Genomic DNA, 25751 nt, shown 5'->3' on the forward strand with positions numbered 1-25751 from the left:
AGGCCTGTTGTTCGGTGACCGACGCCAGAACAGGAACGGCGGCGCCGGCAGCGGGGACATGACGCCACATCGGTTGCCCACCGGTGTGGCGTCATGTCCGCCTTAGAAGGTCTGGCCCAGTGAGAACTGGAAGATCTCGGTGTCGTCATCATCATCGTCACCGATGGGCTGCGCGACACTGAAGGTCAGCGGGCCAACCGGCGTGATCCATGACAGGCCGATACCGGCGCTGTAATTCAGATCGCCGAGGTCCACGCCACTCTCGCAGGAACTGGAATAGCTGGAGCCGACATCGTAGCAGGACGTCAGATAGGTATTCCCCGCATCCACGAAGAACGACGGCTGGACGCTGCGCTTGTCCTTGACGAAGGGCATCGGGAAGATCAGATCGATCCCGCCCTCGACCAGGATGTTGCCGCCCAGGGTATCGTCATCACCGTCATCGACCTCGGTGGATGCCTGACCCAGGGTGTTGGAGCTGTAACCACGCACGCTGCCCAGACCACCCGCATAGAAGTTCTTGAAGAACGGGTAGGTATCGCCGGAGAACGAATTGGCATAGCCAAGTTCGGTCCGGAACTTGAGCGACCAGTCATCATGCAGTTCGAACAGCTTCTGCCCCTTGTAGCGGAACTTGTAATAGTCCGCATCGGAGCCGGGCACTGCCACTTCCAGTGACAGCAGCTGCGAGCTGCCCGCCGTGGGCAGGATGCCGCGGTTGAGATTGTTGCGCGACCAGCTGGCGGTCAGCTTGTAGAGGTTGAAATCCTCGCCCTCATCACTGATGTACTGCGTGACCTCGGCGGGGCTGTCATCGAAGTCCTTGACGCGCACGAACTCGTAACCGGCACCGAAATTCAGGCGCGACAGTTCGTTGATCGGGTAACCGAAGTTGATGCCACCGCCGAAGCTGTCGGTCGCGTAGCTGGCGACATCGTCATCATCGTCGTAATCCACCTTGCGGTAGAACAGGTTGTAGCCACGCGAGATGCCATCCAGTGTCCAGTACGGGTCGGTATAGCCGAAGCTGACATTGGTGTAGTCATCGGACTTCTGGGCATTGATGTTGACTTCGTTGCCGGTGCCCAGGAAGTTCTTCTGCGACAGCCCCACCCCGTAGATGACCCCGTCACCCTGAGAGAAGCCGACCGACGCCGAGATCGAGCCCGACGGCTGTTCCTCGACGTTGTAGTTGACGTCCAGCTGATCCGGCTCGCCGGCGACCGGACGCGTGTCCACATCGACCTGCTTGAAGAAGCCGAGACGCTCGAGCTTCTGCTTGGATTGCTTGATCTTGTCCGTCGAGGCAGGCGCACCCTCGAGCTGGGTCATCTCACGACGCAGCACCTCGTCCGCCGTCGTGGTATTGCCCTTGAAGTTGATGCGACGCACGTAGGCGCGCTTGCCGGGGTCGACCGCAAAGGTCAGATCCACCGTCTCGCTCTCTTCATTGACCTCAGGCACGGCGTTGACCTTGGCGAAGGCGAAGCCGTCGGCTCCCAATGCCTGACGCAGGGCCTCGCTGGAAGCCGTCACATCACGCTGGGAATAGAGGGCATCCGGAGCGAGCTTGACCAGATCACGCGCCCGCTCTTCCTTCATCTTGATGTCGCCGGCGAAACCGATCTCACCGATCTTGTACGGCTTGCCTTCGTCGACATTGATGGTGACGAAGATCTCGGACTTGTCCGGCGAGATGGACACCTGGGTCGAGCGCACCTGGAAGTTCACGTAACCACGATCCAGATACCAGGACTTGAGCGTCTCGATGTCCCCGGTCAGCTTCTCGCGCGAGTATTCGTCGTCGGAGAACCAGCCGAAGAACCAGCTCGGGCGGTCTTCCAGCTCGAGCTGTTCACGCAGGGTCTCGTCATCGAAGGCGGAGTTGCCGACGATGTTGATCTGGTGGATCTTGGCGACCGCACCTTCCTTGACGTCGATATTGACCTGAACACGGTTGCGCTCGAGGGTTTCCACCGAGGTCTCGATGCGAGCGCTGTAGCGGCCCTGCGCCTGGTAGACGCGCTCCAGCTCACGCTGCATCTCTTCCAGGGTGGAGCGCTGCAACACCTGACCTTCGGCCAGCCCGGCTTCCTTGAGGCCCTTGCGCAGGTCCTCGTCGGGAATCTGAGAGTTGCCGTCGATCTCGATCTTGGAGATCGTCGGGCGCTCGACCACGTCGATGATCAACACATCGCCATCACGCTTGAGGCGGATATCATCAAACAGGCCAGTGTCGAACAGCTGGCGCGCCGCGGAGGACAGATCATCATCCTCGACGGTCTGATCAGCGGAGACGGGGAAGGCGTTGAACACGGTGCCCGCAGACACGCGCTGAAGGCCTTCTACCCGGATGTCGGATACTTTGAAAGACGCGGCCAAGGCGCCTTGACTGGCCCCGAGCAGCGCAGCTGCCAATCCAATGGTCTTGAGTTTCATGCAGTCGCTTCGCTTCTCTGGATTCCGCCCGCTTGGATAAACAGGCACCTTATACACAACCCCTGGCTACTGACAAGACAGCACCCCTGGGGGTCGGCAATCGGGGCCGAAGTCGTGTGGGCATGATGACGGGAGTTGGCCATGTTGGCCAGCCCGTGCAATGAATTGACCCTCATGAGGGGCGACAGTTCAGCTCTGGTTCATCTTGCAGGAAACGCGAGGCAATCCTGAGGCACCCCGTCTTCGCCATCCTGGTGGTTACCACAGACGCATGAGGTCGAAATAGATCGCCATGAACATCAACGACCCGACCAGCGCCATGCCGATCCTGAGCCCGGCATTCTGCACCTTCTCGGACAGTGGCTTGCCGCGCACCGCCTCGACCAGATAGAACAGCAGATGCCCGCCATCCAGCACCGGAATAGGCAGCAGATTCAATACCCCGAGACTGATGGACAGATACGCCATGAAGCCCAGGAAGGCTTCAAGCCCGGAGCGAGCCGTATCACCGGCGATCCGCGCGATGGTGATCGGTCCGGACAGATTGGAGGGCGCGATCAGGCCCACCAGCATCTTGCGGATGGAGTCCAGCGTCAGCACCGTCATCTCGCCGGTCTTGCTCACCGCCTGCCCCACGGCAGCCAGGGGCCCATAGCTGAGCTCACGCTGATACTCTTCCGGCCAGCTGACATTCTCGACACCGGCGCCGACCTGCCCCACGACACGCCCGTCATCGAGCGCATTGCTCGCGGGCGTCAGTGACAGCGTCTCTTCCTTGCCATCACGCGCCACCAGCACGGACAGCGTCTCACCCGGCGCACCGCGCACACGCTCGACGAAGTCGATCCAGTCCACCACCAGCACGCCATCAATGCTGACGATACGGTCTCCTGCCTTCAAGCCGGCAGCCTGCGCCGCACCGTCCTCCAGCACTCGCCCCAGCACCGCCGGCAACTGGGGCCGCCATGCGGTGATGCCCAGCGTGACCAGCGGACGCGGCGGATCCTGATCCACCAGGAAGCGCTCGACATCCAGTGTCTGTTCACGCGAGGCACTGGCGCCCGGAGCACGGGTGGTGATCGTCAGCTGGTCGTCCCCTATCGCGCCGATGAGGCGCAGATTGATCGCCTCCCAGCTTGGTGTCGGCTGATCATTGATGGCGACGATTTCCGCATCGGGCGTCAGCCCGGCACGCCCTGCAGGAGAGTCCGGCGCCACCGCTCCGACCATCGGTACCACGGTCGTGGTACCGGCGACGAACAGCGCCCAGTACGCCAGAATCGCCAGCAGGAAATTGGCCAGCGGCCCTGCCGAGACGACGGCGATGCGCTTCCAGACGGACTTGGTATTGAAGGCCAGATGGCGCTCCGACGGGTCGACTGGCCCCTCGCGCTCATCCAGCATCTTGACGTAGCCGCCCAATGGAATGGCCGCGACACCGTATTCCGTGCCGTGGCGGTCCGTCCACGACCAGAACGGCTTGCCGAAACCGATGGAGAAGCGCAGCACCTTGATGCCGCAACGACGCGCGACCCAGAAATGACCGTACTCATGGATGGTGATCAACACCCCCAGCACGACGATCACGGCAAGAATATTCTGGATCACACCCATCACGCGCTCCTGGAAATTGGTGCCCGAGATGGGCAGCCTGCTCTGTCACGCCCACAAGGAAAGTGACAAGACAGTGCAAGATAGGATTTCAGGGCCCGACGAGGGCCAGTTGGGCGGCTGCCAACTCACGTGCCGCGGCATCTTCGGACAGGATCACCTCGAGACCATCCACCGCCAGGGGCGGGCGAGCCTGCATGACGGCTTCCACCACCACCGGGATACGATCGAAGGCCAGGCGGCCCTCGAGAAAGGCTGCCACTGCCACCTCATTGGCGGCATTCATCACTGCAGGCCAGGTACCGCCTGCCGCGATGGCTTCACGCGCCAGACGCAGACACGGGAAGCGCGTCTCATCAGCGGCACGGAAGTCGAGTCGCGCCACCTGGAAAAGATCCAGCGGCTCGACGCCGGCATCGATGCGCTCCGGCCAGGCCAGCGCGTAGGCGATGGGCGTGCGCATGTCGGGATTGCCCATCTGGGCCAGCACCGAACCATCACTGTAAGCCGCCATCGAGTGAATGACACTCTGGGGATGCACGACGACCTGGATGTCGTTGGGCCCACAAGCGAACAGCCAACAGGCCTCGATCAGTTCCAGCCCCTTATTCATCAGGGTGGCACTGTCGACGGAGATCTTGCGCCCCATCGACCAGTTGGGATGTGCGCAGGCCTCGTCCGGCGTCACCGTCGCCAGGCGCTCGGCAGGCCACTCGGCCTCGTCACGGAACGGGCCACCCGAGGCAGTCAACAGCAGCTTCTCGACCCCGATGGGGGCCAGCCCATCGCGATGCTCGGGCGGCAGGCACTGGAAGATGGCGTTGTGCTCGGAATCGATGGGCAGCAGCGTCGCACCGTGCTGCTTCACCGCATCCATGAACAACTGGCCGGCACACACCAGCGCCTCCTTGTTGGCCAGCAGGACGCGCTTTCCCGCACGCACCGCAGCCAGAGTCGGCAGCAGCCCGGCAGCACCCACGATGGCCGCCATCACGCTGTCGACCTCGGGGGCCTCGCTGATGTCCACCAGCGCCTGCTCACCGTGACGTACCTCGATGGGCGTGCCCTGGTAGCTCTCGACGCCCTCGAGCGCCTCACCGAGCCACAGCGCCGCCTCGGCGGAGGCGATCACCGCCACCTGAGGTCGATGGACCAGGCACAGCTCCAGCAATGCCTCATGGCGCGTGGCGGCACTCAATGCATGCACCACATAGCGCTCCGGATGGCGCGAGATCACATCCAGCGTGCTGGAGCCGATGGAGCCGGTGGCCCCCAGAATCGTGATGCGCTGCACCGGCGCATTGGAGGACATGTCACCCGCCATCACGCACCACCTCCCAACACCCAGGGCAACAGTAGCGCAAACAACGGCACGGCCGCCGTCAGACTATCGATGCGGTCCATGATGCCGCCGTGCCCCGGCAACAGCTGACTGGAGTCCTTCATCTCACGCTCGCGCTTGAACATGCTTTCCAGCAGGTCTCCCAGCACCGAGACGCCAGTGACGCCCAGTGTGACCAGCAGCAGCGGCAGCCAGTCGGCCTGCCCTGCCAGCGCATAGCCGGTGGCCAGCAATCCGGTGGCGACCAGCCCGCCGTAGACACCTTCCCAGGACTTGCCCGGGCTGACACGTGGCGCCAGCTTGCGCTTGCCGAATCGCTTGCCGGAGAAATAGGCACCGATATCCGCCGCCCACACCATCAGCAGCACGTACAGCAGCCACTCGCCACCGCTGGTCTTGAGCTGGAGAAAGCCGAACCAGGTCGGCAACAGCGCCAGGACCCCGACAGCCAGTCGCATGCCGGTGGCATGCCATTCCTGACGCTTTTCGGGGTAATGCATCACCCAGCGCAGATTGACGGCCCATGCCAGCGCCGCCAGATAGAGCGGCCAGCGAGCCTGGGAGGCATCCGCCCACCACACCAGCAGCATCGCCAGCGCCATGCAGGCAGGAAACAGCAGACGCGCCGCGCCGGCACGCACGCCGGCAAGATTGGCCCACTCCCAGGCGGCCAGTGCCACCACGCCCCCGGTCATGACCGCAAAGGCAGCACCGTCGAGGCCAAACAGCCCCCACAGCGCCAGCGGGGCGAGAATGAGCGCGGTGATGATTCGTTGTTTGAGCACTAGAGCCCCTCGGCGTCGAGTTGTTCGCTGGTCATGCCGTAGCGCCGTTGACGCTGGGCATAGGCATCGAGCGCCTCATCGAAGGCCGCCGAGTCGAAATCAGGCCACAGCACCGGCGAGAAGTAGAACTCGGCGTAGGCCAGCTGCCAGAGCAGGAAGTTGGAGATACGCTGCTCGCCACTGGTGCGAATGCACAGATCCACTTCCGGGAGCGAACTCAGACAGACCTCGGCCCCGAGGCGGGACTCGTCGATATCCGCGGCCTTGAGCTCGCCTCGCTCGACCTGCGTCGCCAGACGTCGGGCAGCCTCGGCAATGTCCCAGCGGCCACCGTAGTTGGCGCAGATGACCACATGCATGCCGCGATTGTCGCGCGTCATCTCTTCGGCACTGCGGATATGTTTCTGGATGGAGCTTGAGAAGCGGCTGCGCTCCCCGATCACGGAGAGGCGTATGTCGTGTCGATGAAGCTTCTTGACCTCACGCTTGAGCGCCATGAGGAACAGCTCCATCAGCGCACTGACCTCATTGGCCGGACGCTTCCAGTTCTCGCTGGAGAAAGCAAACAGGGTCAGTACCTCGACGCCCTGCTCGGCAGCGCGACGGATGGTACTGCGGACGGTCTCGGCACCGGCACGATGGCCACGGATACCAGCCCAGCCGCGGGATTTCGCCCAGCGGTTGTTGCCGTCCATGATGATCGCCACATGGCGTGGCGTGGAGAGGGAATTCGGTGACGTCATGGGGTCTCGCTACGAGCACCGGATGCCGCCGACAGGGTGCCGGCGGCAGACCCGATCAGACCTGCATCAGGTCAGTTTCCTTGTGCTCCAGAGCACTGTCGACTTCCGCCACATACTTGTCGGTCAGCTTCTGGATCTCGTCTTCTCCGCGACGTGCATCGTCTTCGGAGATGTCCTTGTCCTTGAGCAGGCTCTTGATGTCGCCATTGGCGTCACGACGCACATTGCGAAGCGCCACGCGGGCGTTTTCCGCTTCTGCACGCGCCTGCTTGGTGTAACCACGACGCGTCTCTTCCGTCAGCATCGGCATCGGCACGCGAATCACGTCACCGGCGGTGGACGGGTTGAGACCCAGGTCAGAAGTCATGATGGCCTTCTCGACCTTCGGCACCATGGGCTTTTCCCACGGCACGACAGTCAGGGTGCGCGCATCTTCGGTGGTGATGTTGGCCACCTGATTCAGCGGCACCTGGCTACCGTAGTAGTCGACCGTCACGGCATCGAGAATGCTCGGATGCGCACGACCGGTACGAATCTTGCTGAAGGCGGCACCGAGGGACTCGATGGTCTTCTTCATGCGTGCTTCGACGTCTTTCTTGATATCGTTGATCACAATCTTACCCTCTATCAATCAGCGTGCCTTCCTTGCCACCCACCACCAGGTTGAGCAGCGCGCCTACCTTGTTCATGTTGAACACCCGTACCGGCATGTCATGGTCACGCACCAGGCAGATGGCGGTCAAATCCATCACGCCGAGCTTCTGCTCCAGCGCGTCGTCATAACTGAGGCTCTCGTACTTCACGGCATCCGGGAACTTGACCGGGTCCTTGTCGTAGACACCATCCACCTTGGTCGCCTTGATGACGGCATCGGCATCGATCTCGATGCCACGCAGACAGGCGGCGGAATCCGTGGTGAAGAACGGGTTGCCGGTGCCGGCGGAGAAGATGACGACGTCACCCGAGGTCAGATAACGGATCGCGGTACGGCGGTCGTAATGTTCTACCACGCCACTCATCGGGATGGCAGACATGACGCGAGAGCGGATGTTGGAACGCTCCAGTGCATCACGCAGCGCCAGACCGTTCATGACGGTGGCCAGCATGCCCATGTGGTCGCCGGTCACGCGTTCCATGCCGGCTTCCTGCAGGGCCGCGCCACGGAACAGGTTACCGCCGCCGATCACGATGCCGACCTGGACACCGATGCCCACCAGCTGACCGATTTCCAGCGCCATGCGATCCAGCACCTTGGGGTCGATGCCGAACTCGCCATCGCCCATCAGGGCCTCACCGGAAAGCTTGAGCAGTATGCGCTTGTACTTGGCATTGCGTTCAGCGGAAATGGTGGCCATGCGAATTTCTCCTGATACTGACATACGGGGACGGGGCGGCCCGAAGGCGGGGGCCAGATACACGATGGCGTGCGACTAAGCGCACGCCATCGTGAGAAGCGAAAACAGTCAGCCCTTACGCGCGGCTGGCCTGTTCACGGACTTCAGCTGCGAAGTCCACTTCTTCCTTCTCGATACCTTCACCGACTTCCATGCGCACGAAGGATACCACTTCACCGCCGGCAGCCTTGACGAACTCGGCGACGGTCTGGTTCGGGTCCTTGACGAACGGCTGTTCGGTCAGGCTGTTTTCAGCCAGGTACTTCTTCAGACGGCCCTGGGACATCTTCTCGGCGATTTCCGCCGGCTTGCCAGCCATGTCCGGCTGAGCAAGGATGATGGCCTTCTCGGCGTCCATCTGTTCCTGCGGCATGTCTGCCGGACGTGCACAGACCGGGTTCACGGCTGCGACGTGCATGGAGACGTCCTTGGCCGCGTCAGCGGTGCCGCCCTGCAGCAGGGTCAGAGCCGCGATGCGACCGCCGTGGACGTAACCACCGACGACACCACCGGCCGGCGCTTCGACCAGCTCGGCGCGACGCACGGAGATGTTCTCACCGATCTTCTGAACCAGCTGACCACGAGTGTCTTCCAGCTCGCCTTCCATCAGGGAAGCGATATCGGTGTTCTTGGTCTCGAACACGCGGTCGGCGATCAGCTTGGTGAAGGCCTGGAAGTTGTCATCGCGAGCGACGAAGTCGGTCTCGGAGTTGACTTCGACCATCACGCCATAGCTGGCATCGTCGGCGACCTTGATGACGATGGCGCCTTCAGCGGCCACACGGCCAGCTTTCTTGGCGGCCTTCAGGCCGGAGTTCTTGCGCAGGTTCTCGATCGCGAGCTCGATGTCGCCACCGGCTTCGGTAAGAGCCTTCTTGCATTCCATCATGCCGAGCGCAGTACGCTCACGCAGTTCCTTGACCATAGATGCGCTGATAGCTGCCATGGGATGAAACCTCTGTCGTGTCGACGTCTTTGAATACGGGAATTCGGTCACGACCGCTTGAGCGGTCGCAAATGAGGGGGCCGTGGCCCCCTCATTGCCTGACCTGACTGCCGCTTGGCTAGGCCATGCCGCACTTAGTGTAGCGCAGCGTGTGTGACAGTCAGATCAAGCCGCCAGGATCACTCTGCTGCGTCTTCTTCAGCCGCAGTTTCGACGAACTCACCGGCCAGCTCTTCTTCCTTGTTCTTGCCACAGGCGCCTGCAATTGCCTGGACATAGATCTGGATGGCACGGATGGAGTCATCGTTACCCGGGATGACGTAGTCCACGCCGTCCGGGTTGGAGTTGGTATCGACGACGCCGATGACCGGGATGCCCAGCTTGTTGGCTTCGTTGATCGCGATGCGCTCGTGGTCAACGTCGATCACGAACATGGCGTCCGGCAGGCCGCCCATTTCCTTGATACCGCCGATGGAACGCTCGAGCTTGTCCTGCTCACGAGTGGCCATCAGGACTTCTTTCTTGGTCAGCTTCGCGAAGGTACCGTCTTCATGCATCTGCTCGATTTCGCGCAGGCGCTTGATGGACTGACGGATGGTCTTGAAGTTGGTCAGCATGCCGCCCAACCAGCGATGGTTGACGTACGGCTGGCCAGCCTTGCGAGCTTCTTCCTTGATGATCTTGCCGGCAGCGCGCTTGGTGCCCACGAACATGATCTTGTTGCCATTGGCAGCCATCTTCTCGACCACTGACACGGCTTCGTTCAGCGCCGGCAGGGTGTGCTCGAGGTTGATGATGTGGATCTTGTTGCGAGCGCCGAAGATGAACTTGGACATCTTCGGGTTCCAGTACTTGGTCTGGTGACCGAAGTGTGCGCCTGCCTTGAGCAGATCGCGCATGTTGACTTGCGCCATGTGAATATCTCCTGGATATCGGGTTGGGCCTCCACGTCCCCCATGGATCCGACCGCTTGCGCGGCACCCGGGACCATGTGACGGAACGTGTGTGGATTGGGGTTATGTACGTCAGTCCTTTCAATGTCGCCTCGGCCAGATGCCCGGAGGTGGCCGATCGAGGAGAATTTGCAGGAAAGCGCGCGGCTTTATACCATAGCTCGACCACGATATGAAGTCGCGACTGCCCGACACGGCACGCGATGCGTCGCGTCATTCCCCCGCCACGCGCGGCCTGGCGGCGTTTCATCCCTCTTATCTCCTGCCTCGAGTCCTCATGAACATTCCCATCAAGACAGCTGAAGAAATCGACAAGATGCGCGTCGCCGGCCGTCTGGCGGCTGAAGTGCTGGAGCTGCTCGACGAGCACGTCCGTCCCGGTGTCACCACGGGCGAGCTCAATCGCATCGCTCACCATCACATCACCGAGGTTCAGGGGTGCATTCCGGCACCGCTCAACTACCACGGCTTCCCGAAATCGATCTGCACCTCGATCAATCACGTGGTCTGTCACGGCATTCCCGATGACAACAAGAAGCTCAAGAAGGGTGACATCCTCAACATCGACATCACCGTGATCAAGGACGGCTATCACGGCGACACCTCGAAGATGTACATCGTCGGGGAACCGACCATCCAGGCGGAGCGCCTGTGCCGCATCACCCAGGAATGTCTCTACAAGGGCATCGAGCTGGTACGCCCGGGCGTGCGTCTTTCCGAGATCGGTCGCGCCATCCAGAAGCATGCCGAAGCGGCAGGTTACAGTGTCGTGCGTGACTTCTGCGGCCACGGTATCGGCGCCGGCTTCCATGAGGACCCGCAGGTGCTGCACTATGACGGCTACGAAGCCCGTGCCGACGCCGAGCTCCTGGAAGGCATGTGCCTGACCATCGAGCCGATGGTCAATGTCGGTGGTTACAAGGTGAAGGTACTCAAGGACGACTGGACAGCCGTGACCAAGGACAAGAGCCTGTCCGCGCAGTGGGAGCACACCCTGCTGGTCACCGCCACCGGCGTCGAGGTGCTGACACGTCGCACGGAAGAGGACCTCTCCTTCCTCGAGGGTTGATCACGATGCTCCTGCACCACTACCACTTCGTCGAGCGTGAAGCGCTCTACGATGCCGTCACCTTCGACGGCGAGCTGGCCACGACGAAGACGCCCATCCCGCTGTTCAAGCGGGCTCTGGCACAGGTACAGGAGCGTCTCGAGGCCCGCTTCAAGGCGGGTGCCGACATCCGCGACCTCATCCATGGCCGTGCCCGCGCCATCGATCGCCTGCTGGCCATCGCCTGGCAACGCCAGGCCTGGCCGGATGATGGCATCGCCCTGCTCGCCGTGGGCGGCTATGGCCGTGGTGAGCTGCACCCGCACTCCGACATCGACCTGCTGCTGTTGCTGGAGCAGGACGATGACATGCCCTACCGTGAGGCGCTGTCCGCCTTCATCACCTTCCTGTGGGACATCGGGCTCGAGATCGGCCAGTCGGTGCGCTCGCTGAGTGACTGCGAACGTGAGGCCCGTGCCGACGTCACCGTGATCACCAACCTGCTGGAATCCCGTGTCATCGCCGGCCCGCAGCGGCTGCGCGAGGCCATGCGCGAGCGCCTGGGTACCGACCGTCTGTGGCCGGCCGAGGCCTTCTTCGAGGCCAAGTGGCAGGAGCAGATCGCTCGCCACCACAAGTTCGCCAATACCGAATATCACCTCGAGCCCAACATCAAGTCATCCCCCGGTGGCCTGCGCGATATCCAGATGATCGGCTGGGTCGCCAAGCGTCACTTCGGGGTCGAGCGCTACGACAACCTCGTCGAGCTGGGCTTCATGAATGACGCCGAGCTGCGCATCCTCAGCCAGGGCCAGGCCTTCCTGTGGCAGGTGCGCTTCGCGCTGCACATGCTGGCCGGGCGCGCCGAGGACCGGCTGCTGTTCGACCACCAGCGCACCATCGCCGAGCTGTTCGGCTTCCAGGACACGCCCGAGCACCTGGCGGTCGAGCAGTTCATGAAGCGCTACTATCGTCACGTCACCGCCCTGGCGGGCCTCAACGACATGCTGCTGCAGCACTTCGATGAGGCCATCCTGCGCCATGACGAGCCGGTCAACATCGTGCCGCTCAATCCGCGCTTCGAGATTCGCAGCGGCTACATCAGCCTGCGCGAGGAAGGCGTGTTCCGCCGCCGCCCCGCCGCGCTGCTGGAGCTGTTCCTGCTCATGGCCCAGCACCCCGAGATCGAGGGCGTGCGCGCCGACACCATCCGCGCACTGCGTGACCATCGTCACCAGATCGATGACGCCTTCCGTGACGACGTCCGTCACCAGAGCCTGTTCATGGAGCTGATGCGCTCCGGCGGCAACGTGCCACGCGTCCTCAAGCGCATGGCGCGCTACGGCATCCTCGGCAAGTACCTGCCGGCCTTCGGTCGTGCCGTCGGCCTGATGCAGCATGACCTGTTCCACGTCTACACCGTCGATGCCCACACCCTGCGCCTGCTCAAGGTCGCCCAGGAATTCCGCGCCCCTGACGCGGAAGAGGAATTCCCCGTCGCCGCCGCCTTGATCCGTGAACTGCCCAAGCTGGAATTGCTGTGGATCGCGGGGCTCTATCATGACATCGGCAAGGGACGCGGCGGCGATCACTCCGAGATCGGCGCACTGGAAATCGAGGACTTCGCCCGCCGTCACGATCTCAGTCAGCGCGACACTCGCACCCTGAGCTGGCTGGTGCGTCACCATCTGCTGATGTCGATGACCGCGCAGAAGCAGGACATCGCCGACCCCGAGATCATCACGCGCTTCGCCGAGATCGTCGGCGACGAGACGCATCTCGACTACCTCTACGTGCTGACGGTGGCCGACATCAATGCCACCAACCCCTCGCTGTGGAATGGCTGGCGAGCGGCGCTGCTGCGTCAGCTGCACATGGAGACGCGCCGGGCGCTGCGACGGGGCCTGGAGCATCCGCCGGAACGCCACGAATGGATCGCCGAGACCCGCGAGGAAGCCCTGTCACTGCTGGCCGGCATGGGCACCTCACGCAGCGACGCCGAAGCGCTGTGGGCCAGCCTCGGTGACGACTACTTCGTACGCTACGCGCCCAGCGAGGTGGCCTGGCACACCCAGGGCATCCTGGCACGTCAGGCATCGCCCCAGCTGGACGAGCATGGCGAACCTCTGCCGCTGGTGCTGACCAGTGCACCCACCGAAGAGATGACCGAAGGCGGCACCAAGGTCTTCATCCATACCCGCTCGGTGGACAACCTGTTTGCCGCCACGGCGGCGGCACTGGAGCAGCTGGGGCTCTCGATCCACGATGCACGCATCGCCACCTCGAGCCACAACTGGACGCTCAACACCTTCATCCTGCTCGACGATGACGGTGAGCCGATCCGCGACGCCGCACGTCTCGCCGACATCCGCACCCATCTGGTCGAAGAGCTGGATGACCCGGATGACTACTCGGTGATCGTCAACCGTCACACACCGCGTCAGCTCAAGCATTTCCGCATCGCGCCACGCATCACGCTCAGCCAGGACTACACCAATGGCCGCAGCGTGCTGGAAGTGATCGCCTCTGACCGCCCGGGTCTGCTGGCGCGCATCGGCCGCGTGTTCATGGAGCACGAGATCGCCATCGATGCCGCCAAGATCGTCACCCTGGGCGAGCGCGTCGAGGATATCTTCTTCATCACCGACCGCGCCGGTGAGCCGATCACCGACCCAGAGCGCCAGACGCGCCTGCGTGACGCCCTGACCGAAGTGCTCCAGGTCGGCGAGCGCGGCTGACGCGTCGCGCAGGCATGAACAGTGAGAGGCCGCCGGCACCCCGCGATTGAGGGGACCGGCCGCCTTCCCTATAATCGCGAGTCGACCTGCATGGCGGTCCGGCGGACTCGCGGACGCCTTCCTTCCTGCTCGGCCGGCAACGGCCATCACCCATGGAACGTGCATGAACCCGGATCTCGACCAGCTCAAGCCCTACCCGTTTGAAACCCTGGCCAAGCTGCGCGAGGGCGTCGTCCCCAACCCCACTCTGGACCCGATTGCGCTGACCATCGGCGAGCCGCGTCACGCGCCCCCCGAGTTCGTGCTCGACACCCTGCGCGAGCACATCATGGGCGTGGCCAAGTACCCCGCCACCGGCGGCCTGCCGGAATTGCGCTCCGCGATCGCCAGCTGGCTGGAGAAGCGCTTCTCGCTCAACGCCACCCCGGATATCGACCAGCAGGTCCTGCCGGTCACCGGCACCCGCGAGGCACTGTTTGCCTTCATCCAGGCCTCGCTGGACAGCACGCGTCCGGCGCGCGTGCTGGTGCCGAACCCCTTCTATCAGATCTACGAAGGCGCGACGCTGCTGGCCGGCGGCGAGGTCACCTACCTGCCCTGCCCCGCCGAGAACGGCTTCCGCCCCGACTACGCCGCGGTGCCGGCCGAGGTATGGCGTGACACCCAGATCGTCTTCGTCTGCTCGCCGGGCAACCCCACTGGCGCGGTGACGCCGCTGGCCGACTTCCAGCAGCTGATTCGCCTCGCTGACGAGCACGACTTCCTGATCGCCTCCGACGAGTGCTATTCGGAGCTTTACCTCGACGAAGCCACACCGCCGCCGGGCCTGCTGCAAGCCTGTGCCGCCATGGGTCGTGATGACTACGCGCGCTGCGTGGTCTTCCACTCGCTGTCCAAGCGCTCCAACCTGCCGGGCCTGCGCTCCGGCTTCGTGGCCGGCGATGGCGAGGTGATCCGTCGCTTCCGTCACTACCGCACCTATCACGGCTGCGCGATGCCGCTGCACCACCAGCACGCCTCCATCGCCGCCTGGAACGATGAAGCCCACGTGCTGGCCAATCGCGACGCCTACCGCGAGAAGTTTGCCGCCGTGACCGAGATCCTCGCGCCGGTGATGGACTTCCCGACCCCGGAAGCCAGCTTCTATCTCTACCCGGCCGTGCCGGGCGGGGATGACGCCGCCTTCACCCGCGAGCTGCTGCGTGAAGAGGCCGTCGGCGTGCTGCCGGCAAGCTACATGGCGCGTGAGGTGGACGGTGTGAATCCGGGCGCCGGACGCATTCGTCTGGCGCTGGTGGCCGAACTGGAACAGACCGTCGAAGCCGCCAGGCGCCTGCGTCGCTTCGTCGAACGCCTGCGCTGAGCGCCAGGCCCGCACGGGCTGACAGCAGCCCAATACTGGATGACAGCCCCGCGCGGCGGGGTGGATTGGCTAAAGGAGACCGCCATGCACGTGCTCTACGGCATCAAGACCTGCGATACCTGCCGCAAGGCGCGCCGCGCCCTCGATGGCCGGGGCGTGCCCTACCGCTGGCATGACCTGCGTGAGGATGGCCTCTCCGCCAGCCTGCTGGAATCCTGGCTGGAGCAGACCGCCTGGAGCAACCTGCTCAACAAGCGCAGCACCAGCTGGCGCAACCTGAGCGATGAACAACGTGACAGCCTCGATGCCAACTCGGCACGCGCACTGATGCTGGAGCACCCGACCCTGATCAAGCGCCCTATCCTCGAACGCCATCCGGCCGAGGACGAGGTGGATCTGGTGATCGGCTATGACAAGGCGGTCTACGAACCGCAGGACTGAGTTACCTCTTACACCACTGGACACCCCGGAGATTGACACGATGTTGAGCCTTGCCCTCGGAATCGGCACCCAGAACACCACCGGCGACTGGCTGGAAGTCTACTATCCTGCCCCGCTGTTCAAGCCGACCGCTGCCGTTGCTGACGCCGCTCGCAAGGCACTGGACGCACCGGCCGGCACCACTGCCACCAGCTTCCTGCCGGAGCACTGTGCCGCCCTGGCAAGCGCCCTGCGCGACGCCGGCGACAGCGCCCAGGCCGAACTGGCCGAAAGCCTGGCCAGCTCCCAGCGCCCGCTGGTCGCCATGTTCCTCGAGGAAGATGCCGCGCCGCAGAGCGTGCCGGAGGTCTACCTCAAGCTGCACCTGCTGTCTCACCGCATGGTGCGTCCGCACGGCATCGATCTGACCGGCATGTTCGGTCTGCTCAAGAATGTCGCCTGGACCAGCGAAGGCGCCATCGACATCGAGGAGCTGCCGGCGCGTCGCCTCAAGGCCCGTCTGGAAGGTCGCACCCTGTCCGTGGACTGCGTCGACAAGTTCCCGAAGATGACCGACTACGTGGTGCCGACCGGCATTCGTATCGCCGATACCGCGCGTGTGCGTCTGGGCGCCTACCTGGGCGAAGGCACCACCGTGATGCACGAAGGCTTCTGCAACTTCAATGCCGGCACCGAAGGCCCGGGCATGATCGAAGGCCGCATCTCCGCAGGCGTCTTCGTCGGCAAGGGTTCTGATCTGGGCGGCGGTTGCTCCACCATGGGCACCCTGTCCGGTGGCGGCAACATCGTCATCAAGGTCGGTGAAGGCTGCCTGATCGGCGCCAATGCCGGTATCGGCATCCCGCTGGGCGATCGCTGCACCGTGGAAGCTGGCCTCTACATCACCGCCGGCACCAAGGTCATGGTCTTCGACAACGAAGGCCAGGAAGTCGAGACCGTCGCGGCCCGTGAGCTGGCGAGCCAGGACGACCTGCTGCTGCGTCGCAACTCCGTCACCGGCCGTGTCGAGTGCCGCACCAACAAGAGCGCCATCGCGCTCAATGATGCCCTGCACGCCCACAACTGAGGCGCGTGACGATGGCCTGTCAGAGACTGCATCTCTGGCAGGCCGTCGTGGCATTTCCCGGCTCGGGCAGCAGTGTCCGGGTCGGCGTGAAGACACTTCGTCTCTCCCCCCGAATTTCGCGCTGTCGCTCCTCGCGATGACGCCTGCAGCGATGGCCCATGATGACTGATTCAAACGCACCGCTTCCGCCACGCCCCGCCGATCTGTCTCCGACGCTGGAGCTGGCCTTCGATCTCATCTCACGCCCCTCGGTCACGCCGGACGACCTGGACTGCCAGGCCCTGATGATCGACCGTCTCGAGGCACTTGGCTTCACGATCACCCGCCTGCCCTTCGGTGATGTCGAGAATTTCTGGGCAGTACGCGGTCATCATGGTCCGGTGCTGGCCTTCGCCGGCCACACCGACGTCGTGCCCACCGGCCCGGAAGCCAACTGGCAGTACCCGCCATTCTCACCGTGCATCGATGACGCCGGCTTCCTGTGTGGCCGCGGTGCCGCCGACATGAAAGGCTCACTGGCGGCGATGCTGACCGCCACCGAGCGCTTCGTCACCGCCAACCCGGATCACGAAGGCCGCATCGCCTTCTTGATCACCTCCGACGAGGAAGGCCCGGCGGTTCACGGCACCCGCGCGGTGGTCGAGTATCTGCGCGAGCATCACGAGCGCCTCGATTACTGCATCGTCGGCGAGCCGTCCTCCACCGACTACGCCGGTGACGTGATCAAGAATGGCCGTCGCGGCTCGCTGGGTGCGGTCATGCACGTGAAAGGCGTGCAGGGCCACGTGGCCTATCCGCACCTGGCACGCAACCCGATCCACGAGGCCGCCCCGGCACTGGCCGCCATGGCCGCTGAACACTGGGACGACGGCAACGACTTCTTCCCGGCGACCAGCTTCCAGATTTCCAACATCCGTGGCGGTACCGGCGCGACCAACGTCATCCCCGGCGAGCTGGAAGTGGTGTTCAACTTCCGCTATTCCACCGAGCTGACCGCCGATGACCTCAAGCGTCGCACCTACGAGATCCTCGAGAAGCACGGTCTGGACGTCGAGATCGAGTGGAACCTGAGCGGCGAGCCCTTCCTGACACCGGAAGGCGCGCTGGTCGATGCCGCCGTGCACGGCGTGGAACGCGCGCTGGGCCGCAAGCCGGTACTGTCCACCTCCGGCGGCACCTCGGACGGGCGCTTCATCGCCACGCTCGGCACCCAGGTGGTAGAACTGGGGCCGGTCAACGCGACCATCCACAAGATCGATGAACGCGTCATGGCCAGCGACCTGGACCAGCTCTCCAGCGCCTATGAACACATCCTGGAATACCTGTTTGTCCCCGCGACCCGAGAGACCACGGCATGAGCGACACCCCGCACACTGACGCCGATGAGCAATACCCGGACATCGAGATCTACCTCAAGCCCTTGAGCCTGGAAGCGCTCGGTGCCTGGCTGGGCGAGCAGTTCGGGCAGGTCGTCGTCTTCCAGCCGGCCGGCAAGCTGCAGCACCGGACCCGCCTCACGCGTGACGGCGCCGAGATCGCGGTACTGGTCGTGGAGAAGGTCGCTGACGGGTTCGCCAGCCTGTGGTTCGACAGCGCCAGCACTCCCTGGGCACGTGATGTCGACTGTGCTCGTGCCGCCGCCCGAGGGCTGCAGGTCGAGGCGCGCTGCTCGCTGGGCAGCTGGCAGCCAGGCGATGAGCCGGACCGCTTCTTCCGCGTCATGGCCGATGGCAGCGAAGAGGCCTTCACCTGGCCAGACCAGGGCTGAGTGACGCGACGCTCGTCACCCCAATGTGCAGGCCATGAACGACAACGCCCCGCAGGCTAGCCTGCGGGGCGTTGTCGTCTTTCACTGAGCGAGTCAGCGATCAGGTGATGACCGTCACGTCATCCGCCTGCAGGCCACGCTCATTGCTGATGACGTGGTAACGCACCTTCTGACCTTCGGCCAGCGTGCGATGGCCCTTGCCACGGATGGCACGGAAGTGCACGAAGACATCTTCACCGCTCTCGCGGGTCACGAAGCCATAGCCCTTGTTGACGTTGAACCACTTGACCTCGCCGATCTCACGATCGTCGTCCTCGACTTCGGCCAGCGCCGCGGAACGCGGTGTCAGCACCGGAATGGCCAGGGTGGCGACCAACAGCAGAATGAAGACGGCGACGGCAGCAGCGGCGTAGGCCAGTTCAAAGCCCTCGACGCTGAGTGCAGTGGACAGCGTGTCGGCCAGCTCGCCGCCGGTCAGGGTGATGAAGACGGCAATCAGCAACGGTGCCGGCAATGCCAGCAACAGACTGATGATGAAACAACGGAAGAACGATTTGGAACTCATCAAGATAAACTCTCTAAGCAATGGATTAAGGTGGAACGCGACAAGGCAGAAGGGGGTACTTCAGATGATCCATATCAGAATGTTCTGCCAGACGCCGCAGCAAGGGCAGAATCCGGGAGGATGACGACACGTGATGCGACCGTCAGTCGTCGGACCTCTGCCTGAACGCAACGCCTCACGGCGATGCCCGTGGCTGTGACTGTCACTCGGTGTCAGCCTGGCCACGTCGTGGCTCGTGATGCGAGTCTCCCCACATCAGTCGATGGAACCGGCAGCCATGTCAGTGCCAGAGGCGAAACTGGCAGGTGCCGTCAACAGGTGCACTGCGCGAAAAGAAGGCAGAACACACCGATATCAGTCTAACACGCCTCACCAGAATGCGTCTGATGCCACCACGTGCCTCCCCTCAACCCTTGTCGGTCCGCTTGTGGCTGGTGATATCCTCACGCCACTGACTCGCCCACCGGGACTGACACCTCTCTTCAGGAGTTCATAGCGCATGTCGACCCCGACCGATCTTCCCGGCGATGCTCGGCTGGAAGCACGCCTGGAAGCGCTCGAAAGCCGCCTGGCCCACCAGGATGACTGGCTGGAGACGCTGGATCGCACCGTGATTGCCCAGCAACGCCAGATAGAGACGCTCGAGCGCCTCACCGCGCTGATGAGCGCGCAGCTGCGCCAATTGCGCGAATCTGGCAGTGAACGGACACAGACCGACTCACTGTCGCCTGCCGATGAGCTTCCTCCTCACTACTGAAGCGAGCACTGGCACCTGTGATCAAAACGCAGAACGGCCCCGCAGCGCATGCCACGGGGCCGTTCTTGTGCGTGCCTCCCTGACGGCTTGTCAGGAGACGCGAGCGCGGAGGGTCAGGCCATTCAGGCAGTCAGACCATCCAGATAGCGCTCGGCGTCCAGCGCCGCCATGCAGCCAGTACCGGCAGAGGTGATCGCCTGGCGATAGACGTGATCCATCACGTCACCACAGGCATAGACACCGGGGATGCTGGTCTGGGTGGCATTGCCTTCCAGGCCGGACTGGACCTTGAGATAGCCGCCCTGCATCTCCAGCTGGCCTTCGAACAGGCTGGTATTCGGACGATGGCCGATGGCGATGAACACGCCCATCGAGCTCAGCTCCTTGGTGGCGCCACTCTCGACATGACGCAGACGCACGCCGGTGACGCCGGAGTTGTCACCCAGCACCTCATCCAGCGTGTGGTGCCATTCCACCGCCATGTTGCCGTTCTCGACCTTGTCGAACAGCTTGTCCTGCAGAATCTTCTCGGCGCGCAGGCTGTCGCGACGGTGCACCAGGGTGACCTTGGAGGCGATGTTGGACAGGTACAGCGCTTCCTCGACCGCGGTGTTGCCGCCACCGACCACCACGACTTCCTGATTGCGATAGAAGAAGCCGTCACAGGTCGCGCAGGCCGAGACGCCCTGGCCCATGAACTGCTGCTCGCTCGGCAGTCCCAGATACTGTGCACTGGCACCAGTGGCGATGATCAGCGCATCACAGCTGTAGCTGCCGTTGTCACCCTTGAGCAGGAACGGACGCTCGCCGAGAGTCACTTCGTTGATGTGATCGAACAGGACTTCGGTCTCGAAGCGCTCGGCGTGACGGCGCATGCGCTCCATCAACTCCGGTCCCTGCACGCCGGAATCATCGCCCGGCCAGTTGTCGACATCGGTGGTGGTGGTCAGCTGGCCACCCATCTGCATGCCGGTGATCAGCAGTGGCTTGAGGTTGGCACGCGCGGCATAGACGGCAGCGGTGTAACCCGCCGGGCCGGAGCCGAGGATGATCAGACGTTCGTGACGGACATTGCTCATGGATGACCTCAGGACAGATGAAGGCGGAAAATTCACCAGACGCCGGGTGACGACTGATGATCTATGTACTGAGCGATGCGGACAGCGTCTGCGATCGGCATGGCTCAGGACACGGAGTGGATGGTGAACAGGGACTGCGCAGATTAGCGCAGACGCGCCGAGCTTTCAGCACTGCGCTCAGACCGGCATCGCAGAAGCTTATGACGCTAGCCTCAGATACACGGAAGCCGCCGCCAGGGGCGACGGCTTCCGGTTCGCCTGCCAGTCGAGCCACTCATGGGAGGGTGTCGAAAGGCGGACGCTCGATCAGTCAGCGATGACGCGGCTGATCGCGACCAGGCAGCGACTTACAGGCTGCTGGAGTGACCTGCCAGGTACTTGGCGACACCTTCAGCGGTGTCCTTCATGCCTTCCTGACCTTCTTCCCAGCCTGCCGGGCAGACTTCGCCGTTGGTCTGGTGGAACTGCAGGGCCTTGACCATGCGGACCATCTCGTCGACGTTGCGGCCCAGCGGCAGGTTGTTGACGACCTGGTGCTGAACGACACCGTCTTCGTCGATCAGGAAGGACGCGCGCAGTGCGACGCCAGCTTCCGGGTGCTCGACACCGAAGGCCTGCACGATTTCGTGCTTGACGTCAGCCACGATCGGGAAGCCGACTTCACCGATGCCGCCAGCGTCCGGAGAGGTCTTGCGCCATGCGTGGTGAGTGAACTGGGAATCGATGGAAACACCGATGACTTCAACGCCGAGTTCCTTGAACTTCGCCAGACGGTTGTCGTGGGCGATGATTTCAGACGGGCAAACGAAGGTGAAGTCCAGCGGCCAGAAGAACAGCACACGCAGCTTGCCGTTGGAATCAGACAGCTTGTAATTGTCGACGATGGTACCGTCGCCCAGCACAGCTGCGGCTTCGAAATCCGGGGCCTGACGTCCGACCAATACGCTCATGGTGATCTCCTGAGAAATGATGATGGAAGGCGCAAAGCCGCCTTCGTGATGAATCGCCACACAGACTAATCGCCTCAGGTGGCAGATGCCAAATGTTTGGCGCAATCACCATCATAGAGTTTGCCTATGAAAGCTCGATGACGATGCCTGCTACGCCGGAATCATAAGTGACCTCTGAAACAGAATACAGTATCTCCTGTGCGCTGCTCGGGATTCTCGCTCTTGCGGCGCGATTCGGGGCAGATGCGCTGAATCAGGGCACCTGAGATCGCGTCTGGAATCGCACCTGAGGTCAGAGCACGTCATCGTCCTGGCCGATATCCAGGCCGTCCAGCTCACCACTGACGGGGTCCACCTGCTGGCGCACCTGAATCGGCTGACAGCAGCGCTCGCAGTCGATGATGTTGGTCAGACTGCCCTCGTCCAGATCCAGGAACACCGTGAAGGGCGTGTCACAGTAGGGGCAGTTGATTTCCGCCTCATGCAGCGCCTCACTGGTCACGCCCTCATGCTTGTCCTCGAGCAGCTCATGCCCCGGCCACTCATCGGACTGCCCCGAGGAATGCTCCGCCAGCCACTGCTCGACGGCAGCATCCAGTACCTCGTCATCTTCCGGCAACTCACCCGGCTCACGCCCTTGATCACTCATGCCAACCTCCGTCATGTCATGTGAGAGATGCGATTGATCGCGGCGAAGGCCTTGCCAGCGGCTGACAGTCCACGAGCCATGAGCGCCATGCTCACCTCCCTCACGATGTCTCTCATCCGTCTCTATGGCAGCGAACGCGACGCGGGGTTCCTCACTGCGCACTATCCTCAAGCAAGCAGGCGCTTGAATTCCGGTCAGATGATGACCATAGCCTTATATAGGCAGTATCCCGCGATTTGGCAGTCGCTCTCAGGCGACGCGTCGCAGCCGGCCAAGGCACCTGACGCACCTGTTGGATGACACATCAGCAGTCTGGCCGGTGAAGACAACGACAAGGAGGAGAATCATGGGTTCCCAGCGCTCTCAGTCACTGGATTCGCTCAATACCCTCTCCGAACTGCAGGTCGGAGACAGGCAATATCACTACTACTCGCTCAAGAAGGCCGCCGAGTCGCTTGGCGACCTGACGCGACTGCCCTTCACGCTCAAGGTGTTGCTGGAGAACCAGCTGCGCTTCGAGGATGGTGACACTGCCACCAAGGACGACATCAAGGCGCTGGCCGACTGGCAGAAGACCGCCTCCAGCACTCATGAGATCGGCTATCGCCCGGCCCGGGTGCTGATGCAGGATTTCACCGGTGTGCCCGGGGTCGTCGACCTGGCCTCCATGCGTGACGCCGTCAAGACACTGGGCGCGAACCCCGAGAAGGTCAATCCGCTGACCCCGGTGGATCTGGTCATCGACCACTCGGTGATGGTGGATCACTACGGTGACCCGAGCGCCTTCAAGGACAACGTGCGCATCGAGATGGAGCGCAACCGCGAGCGCTACGAGTTTCTGCGCTGGGGCCAGCAGGCCTTCGACAACTTCTCCGTCGTCCCGCCGGGTACCGGCATTTGTCACCAGGTGAATCTCGAGTACCTGGGTCGCGCCGTCTTCACCCGCGAGGAAGATGGCAAGACGCTCGCCTACCCTGACACCCTGGTCGGCACCGACTCCCACACCACCATGATCAATGGCCTGGGCGTGCTGGGCTGGGGTGTCGGCGGGATCGAGGCGGAAGCCGCGATGCTCGGCCAGCCGGTCTCGATGCTGATTCCGGAAGTGGTCGGCTTCAAGCTGACCGGCAAGCTCAACGAAGGCATCACCGCGACGGACCTGGTGCTGACCGTCACCCAGATGCTGAGAAGCCGTGGCGTGGTCGGCAAGTTCGTCGAGTTCTACGGTGATGGCCTGGACGACCTGCCACTGGCGGACCGCGCGACCATCGCCAACATGGCACCGGAATATGGTGCCACCTGCGGCTTCTTCCCGCTGGATGACGAGACGCTCAACTACATGCGTCTGTCCGGCCGCTCCGATGAACAGGTCGCGCTGGTCGAAGCCTATGCCAAGGAGCAGGGTCTGTGGCGTGAGCCGGGCCATGAGCCGATCTTCTCCGACACCCTGGAGCTGGACATGGGTGAGGTCGTCGCCTCTCTGGCCGGCCCCAAGCGTCCGCAGGATCGCGTCGCGCTCACCGACATCAAGCAGACCTTCGAGAAGATCCTCGATGACCAGCTGGGTCAGATTCCCGCGGTCGAGGACGGCAAGTGGCTGTCCGAGGGTGGCCAGACCGCCGTCGATGTCGAGCAGAGCTACGAGAAGGATACCGACTACAGCGAGCTGGACGGCGAGACCTTCCGTCTCGATCACGGGGACGTGGTCATCGCCGCCATCACGTCCTGCACCAACACCTCCAACCCCAGCGTGATGCTGGCGGCAGGCCTGGTGGCCCGCAAGGCGCGCGAGAAAGGCCTGCGCACCAAGCCATGGGTCAAGACCTCTCTGGCACCGGGTTCCAAGGTCGTCACCGACTATCTCGCCTCGGCGGGGGTTCAGGATGACCTCAACGAGCTGGGCTTCAATCTGGTCGGCTATGGCTGCACGACCTGCATCGGCAACTCCGGCCCGCTGCCGGCCCCTGTCGAAGCCGCCATCAACGAGCGTGACCTGACGGTCGCCTCGGTGCTGTCGGGCAACCGCAACTTCGAGGGTCGCGTGCATCCCAACGTCCGCACCAACTGGCTGGCGTCACCGCCCCTGGTGGTGGCCTACGCCCTCGCCGGCACCGTGCGCACCGACCTCTCCAAGGAGCCGCTGGGCAAGGACAACGACGGCAACGATGTCTTCCTCAAGGACATCTGGCCCACCCAGGCGGAAATCGCCACGGCCGTCGAGCAGGTACGCACCGAGATGTACCGCAAGGAGTACGCCGAAGTCTTCGACGGCGACGAGACCTGGCAGGCCATCGAGGTACCGGAGGCCGAGGTGTATGAGTGGAAGGATTCCACCTACATCCAGCATCCGCCGTTCTTCGAAGGCATGGAGCGCGAGCCAAAGGCCGTGCAGGACGTCGAGAACGCTCGCGTGCTGGCCATGCTCGGCGACTCGGTGACCACTGACCACATCTCACCGGCCGGTGCCATCAAGCCGGACAGCCCGGCGGGTCGCTACCTCAAGGAGAACGGCGTCGAGGTCAAGGACTTCAACTCCTATGGCTCACGTCGCGGCAACCATGAGGTGATGATGCGCGGCACCTTCGCCAACGTGCGCATCCGCAACGAGATGCTCGATGGCGTCGAGGGCGGCGAGACACGCCACGTGCCCTCCGGCAAGCAGATGGCCATCTACGATGCCGCCATGAAGTATGCCGAGGAAGGCACGCCACTGGTGGTGGTCGCGGGCAAGGAGTACGGCACCGGTTCCTCACGTGACTGGGCCGCCAAGGGCACCCTGCTGCTGGGCGTCCGTGCGGTGATTGCCGAGTCCTATGAGCGCATCCACCGCTCCAACCTGATCGGCATGGGCGTGGTGCCGCTGCAGTTCCCCGAAGGCGAAAGCCGCCAGTCTCTCGGCCTGACCGGTGATGAGGAAATCAGCATCAGCGGTCTGAATGACCTGACGGCCGGTGGCAAGGTCCAGGTCACCTTCAAGAGCGACAAGGGTGAGCAGAAGATCGAGGCGCTGTGCCGCATCGATACCGACAACGAGCTGGAGTACTACCGCCACGGCGGCATTCTCCATTACGTGCTGCGCGGCATGCTGTAACCCACCAGCCGCTGATCGCAGCG

Annotated in this window: 22 protein-coding genes; 9 read left to right on the top strand and 13 right to left on the bottom strand. The window is 63.2% G+C overall.

From position 1 onward, the window contains the following. Positions 1-102: 102 nt before the first annotated feature. The 9 genes from bamA to rpsB all read right to left on the bottom strand — a co-directional run bounded on the left by bamA (position 103) and on the right by rpsB (position 10174). On the bottom strand, positions 103-2439 hold the full coding sequence (gene bamA, locus QD172_RS13440; RefSeq protein WP_170877460.1) for an outer membrane protein assembly factor BamA: 2337 nt from the start codon (positions 2437-2439) through the stop codon (positions 103-105). Between the two features lie 258 nt (positions 2440-2697). Then, the gene (rseP, locus tag QD172_RS13445; RefSeq protein WP_084207818.1) at positions 2698-4053 is read right to left on the bottom strand and encodes a sigma E protease regulator RseP; all 1356 of its coding nucleotides are present in this window, start codon (positions 4051-4053) and stop codon (positions 2698-2700) included. A gap of 88 nt (positions 4054-4141) precedes the next feature. Further along, the gene (ispC, locus tag QD172_RS13450; RefSeq protein ID WP_279855992.1) at positions 4142-5362 is read right to left on the bottom strand and encodes a 1-deoxy-D-xylulose-5-phosphate reductoisomerase; all 1221 of its coding nucleotides are present in this window, start codon (positions 5360-5362) and stop codon (positions 4142-4144) included. 11 nt (positions 5363-5373) lie between these two features. Continuing rightward, positions 5374-6177, bottom strand: coding sequence for a phosphatidate cytidylyltransferase (locus tag QD172_RS13455; protein ID WP_279855993.1), 804 nt, complete (start codon positions 6175-6177; stop codon positions 5374-5376). After that, the gene (gene uppS / locus QD172_RS13460; RefSeq protein WP_084207816.1) at positions 6177-6920 is read right to left on the bottom strand and encodes a polyprenyl diphosphate synthase; all 744 of its coding nucleotides are present in this window, start codon (positions 6918-6920) and stop codon (positions 6177-6179) included. The genes QD172_RS13455 and uppS overlap by 1 nt, the downstream gene beginning before the upstream one ends. A gap of 55 nt (positions 6921-6975) precedes the next feature. Next, positions 6976-7533 carry a ribosome recycling factor gene (frr, locus tag QD172_RS13465; RefSeq protein ID WP_077377825.1) on the bottom strand — a complete coding sequence of 186 codons (558 nt, stop codon included), beginning with the start codon at positions 7531-7533 and terminating at the stop codon, positions 6976-6978. A 4-nt stretch (positions 7534-7537) separates the two neighbouring features. Then, complete coding sequence (gene pyrH, locus QD172_RS13470; RefSeq protein ID WP_240499639.1) at positions 7538-8275, bottom strand: UMP kinase; 738 nt, start codon at positions 8273-8275, stop codon at positions 7538-7540. Between the two features lie 115 nt (positions 8276-8390). Continuing rightward, positions 8391-9260, bottom strand: a complete 870-nt coding sequence (tsf, locus tag QD172_RS13475; RefSeq protein WP_065392492.1) for a translation elongation factor Ts — start codon at positions 9258-9260, stop codon at positions 8391-8393. A 179-nt stretch (positions 9261-9439) separates the two neighbouring features. Next, a complete protein-coding gene (rpsB, locus tag QD172_RS13480; protein ID WP_065392491.1) occupies positions 9440-10174 on the bottom strand; it encodes a 30S ribosomal protein S2 in 735 nt (244 codons plus the stop codon). Positions 10175-10490: 316 nt separating this feature from the next. Between rpsB and map the strand changes: the two genes are divergently transcribed. The 7 genes from map to QD172_RS13515 all read left to right on the top strand — a co-directional run bounded on the left by map (position 10491) and on the right by QD172_RS13515 (position 18637). Then, a complete protein-coding gene (gene map / locus QD172_RS13485) occupies positions 10491-11282 on the top strand; it encodes a type I methionyl aminopeptidase (protein WP_077378170.1) in 792 nt (263 codons plus the stop codon). Positions 11283-11287: 5 nt separating this feature from the next. Further along, a complete protein-coding gene (locus QD172_RS13490) occupies positions 11288-13999 on the top strand; it encodes a [protein-PII] uridylyltransferase (protein ID WP_077377823.1) in 2712 nt (903 codons plus the stop codon). A gap of 163 nt (positions 14000-14162) precedes the next feature. Beyond that, positions 14163-15362 (top strand): succinyldiaminopimelate transaminase, encoded by a 1200-nt coding sequence (gene dapC / locus QD172_RS13495; RefSeq protein WP_279855994.1) that lies wholly within the window; start codon positions 14163-14165, stop codon positions 15360-15362. A gap of 84 nt (positions 15363-15446) precedes the next feature. Next, positions 15447-15803, top strand: a complete 357-nt coding sequence (locus QD172_RS13500) for an arsenate reductase (protein ID WP_176494241.1) — start codon at positions 15447-15449, stop codon at positions 15801-15803. Positions 15804-15843: 40 nt separating this feature from the next. Beyond that, the gene (gene dapD / locus QD172_RS13505) at positions 15844-16869 is read left to right on the top strand and encodes a 2,3,4,5-tetrahydropyridine-2,6-dicarboxylate N-succinyltransferase (protein ID WP_279855995.1); all 1026 of its coding nucleotides are present in this window, start codon (positions 15844-15846) and stop codon (positions 16867-16869) included. Positions 16870-17030: 161 nt separating this feature from the next. Next, positions 17031-18227, top strand: a complete 1197-nt coding sequence (gene dapE / locus QD172_RS13510; protein WP_279855996.1) for a succinyl-diaminopimelate desuccinylase — start codon at positions 17031-17033, stop codon at positions 18225-18227. After that, positions 18224-18637 carry a hypothetical protein gene (locus tag QD172_RS13515; protein WP_084207814.1) on the top strand — a complete coding sequence of 138 codons (414 nt, stop codon included), beginning with the start codon at positions 18224-18226 and terminating at the stop codon, positions 18635-18637. The genes dapE and QD172_RS13515 overlap by 4 nt, the downstream gene beginning before the upstream one ends. 100 nt (positions 18638-18737) lie before the next feature. On the opposite strand, the gene QD172_RS13520 is transcribed toward QD172_RS13515, so the two are convergent. Then, the gene (locus QD172_RS13520) at positions 18738-19202 is read right to left on the bottom strand and encodes a cold-shock protein (protein WP_077377808.1); all 465 of its coding nucleotides are present in this window, start codon (positions 19200-19202) and stop codon (positions 18738-18740) included. 499 nt (positions 19203-19701) lie between these two features. Between QD172_RS13520 and QD172_RS13525 the strand changes: the two genes are divergently transcribed. After that, positions 19702-19959 (top strand): SlyX family protein, encoded by a 258-nt coding sequence (locus tag QD172_RS13525; RefSeq protein ID WP_077377805.1) that lies wholly within the window; start codon positions 19702-19704, stop codon positions 19957-19959. 122 nt (positions 19960-20081) lie between these two features. Here QD172_RS13525 and trxB read toward each other — a convergent pair whose 3' ends face one another. The 3 genes from trxB to QD172_RS13540 form a co-directional block, all read right to left on the bottom strand. Further along, positions 20082-21038: a thioredoxin-disulfide reductase gene (trxB, locus tag QD172_RS13530; RefSeq protein ID WP_279855998.1), complete on the bottom strand. Its 957-nt coding sequence runs from the start codon at positions 21036-21038 to the stop codon at positions 20082-20084. A 347-nt stretch (positions 21039-21385) separates the two neighbouring features. Continuing rightward, positions 21386-21988, bottom strand: a complete 603-nt coding sequence (locus QD172_RS13535; protein WP_065392448.1) for a peroxiredoxin — start codon at positions 21986-21988, stop codon at positions 21386-21388. Between the two features lie 292 nt (positions 21989-22280). Further along, entirely contained in the window at positions 22281-22637 is a 357-nt protein-coding gene (locus QD172_RS13540; RefSeq protein ID WP_084207812.1) for a CPXCG motif-containing cysteine-rich protein, read from the bottom strand. A gap of 346 nt (positions 22638-22983) precedes the next feature. Here QD172_RS13540 and acnA point away from each other — a divergent pair, with 346 nt between their 5' ends. Continuing rightward, positions 22984-25728: an aconitate hydratase AcnA gene (gene acnA / locus QD172_RS13545; RefSeq protein ID WP_279855999.1), complete on the top strand. Its 2745-nt coding sequence runs from the start codon at positions 22984-22986 to the stop codon at positions 25726-25728. Positions 25729-25751: the final 23 nt, after the last annotated feature.

The organism is Cobetia sp. 10Alg 146 (assembly GCF_029846385.1).
Taxonomy (GTDB): domain Bacteria; phylum Pseudomonadota; class Gammaproteobacteria; order Pseudomonadales; family Halomonadaceae; genus Cobetia; species Cobetia marina.

Excerpts from the sequence above, each read along its gene's own strand:
- bamA (WP_170877460.1), bottom strand. The coding sequence starts at position 2,439 with ATGAAACTCAAGACCATTGGATTGGCAGCTGCGCTGCTCGGGGCCAGT.
- QD172_RS13490 (WP_077377823.1), top strand. The coding sequence starts at position 11,288 with ATGCTCCTGCACCACTACCACTTCGTCGAGCGTGAAGCGCTCTACGAT.
- QD172_RS13525 (WP_077377805.1), top strand. The coding sequence starts at position 19,702 with ATGTCGACCCCGACCGATCTTCCCGGCGATGCTCGGCTGGAAGCACGC.
- QD172_RS13540 (WP_084207812.1), bottom strand. The coding sequence starts at position 22,637 with ATGAGTGATCAAGGGCGTGAGCCGGGTGAGTTGCCGGAAGATGACGAG.
- rseP (WP_084207818.1), bottom strand. The coding sequence starts at position 4,053 with ATGGGTGTGATCCAGAATATTCTTGCCGTGATCGTCGTGCTGGGGGTG.
- trxB (WP_279855998.1), bottom strand. The coding sequence starts at position 21,038 with ATGAGCAATGTCCGTCACGAACGTCTGATCATCCTCGGCTCCGGCCCG.
- dapE (WP_279855996.1), top strand. The coding sequence starts at position 17,031 with ATGACTGATTCAAACGCACCGCTTCCGCCACGCCCCGCCGATCTGTCT.
- uppS (WP_084207816.1), bottom strand. The coding sequence starts at position 6,920 with ATGACGTCACCGAATTCCCTCTCCACGCCACGCCATGTGGCGATCATC.
- QD172_RS13500 (WP_176494241.1), top strand. The coding sequence starts at position 15,447 with ATGCACGTGCTCTACGGCATCAAGACCTGCGATACCTGCCGCAAGGCG.
- dapC (WP_279855994.1), top strand. The coding sequence starts at position 14,163 with ATGAACCCGGATCTCGACCAGCTCAAGCCCTACCCGTTTGAAACCCTG.
- acnA (WP_279855999.1), top strand. The coding sequence starts at position 22,984 with ATGGGTTCCCAGCGCTCTCAGTCACTGGATTCGCTCAATACCCTCTCC.
- QD172_RS13520 (WP_077377808.1), bottom strand. The coding sequence starts at position 19,202 with ATGAGTTCCAAATCGTTCTTCCGTTGTTTCATCATCAGTCTGTTGCTG.
- QD172_RS13515 (WP_084207814.1), top strand. The coding sequence starts at position 18,224 with ATGAGCGACACCCCGCACACTGACGCCGATGAGCAATACCCGGACATC.
- map (WP_077378170.1), top strand. The coding sequence starts at position 10,491 with ATGAACATTCCCATCAAGACAGCTGAAGAAATCGACAAGATGCGCGTC.
- tsf (WP_065392492.1), bottom strand. The coding sequence starts at position 9,260 with ATGGCAGCTATCAGCGCATCTATGGTCAAGGAACTGCGTGAGCGTACT.
- rpsB (WP_065392491.1), bottom strand. The coding sequence starts at position 10,174 with ATGGCGCAAGTCAACATGCGCGATCTGCTCAAGGCAGGCGCACACTTC.
- ispC (WP_279855992.1), bottom strand. The coding sequence starts at position 5,362 with ATGTCCTCCAATGCGCCGGTGCAGCGCATCACGATTCTGGGGGCCACC.
- QD172_RS13535 (WP_065392448.1), bottom strand. The coding sequence starts at position 21,988 with ATGAGCGTATTGGTCGGACGTCAGGCCCCGGATTTCGAAGCCGCAGCT.
- dapD (WP_279855995.1), top strand. The coding sequence starts at position 15,844 with ATGTTGAGCCTTGCCCTCGGAATCGGCACCCAGAACACCACCGGCGAC.
- pyrH (WP_240499639.1), bottom strand. The coding sequence starts at position 8,275 with ATGGCCACCATTTCCGCTGAACGCAATGCCAAGTACAAGCGCATACTG.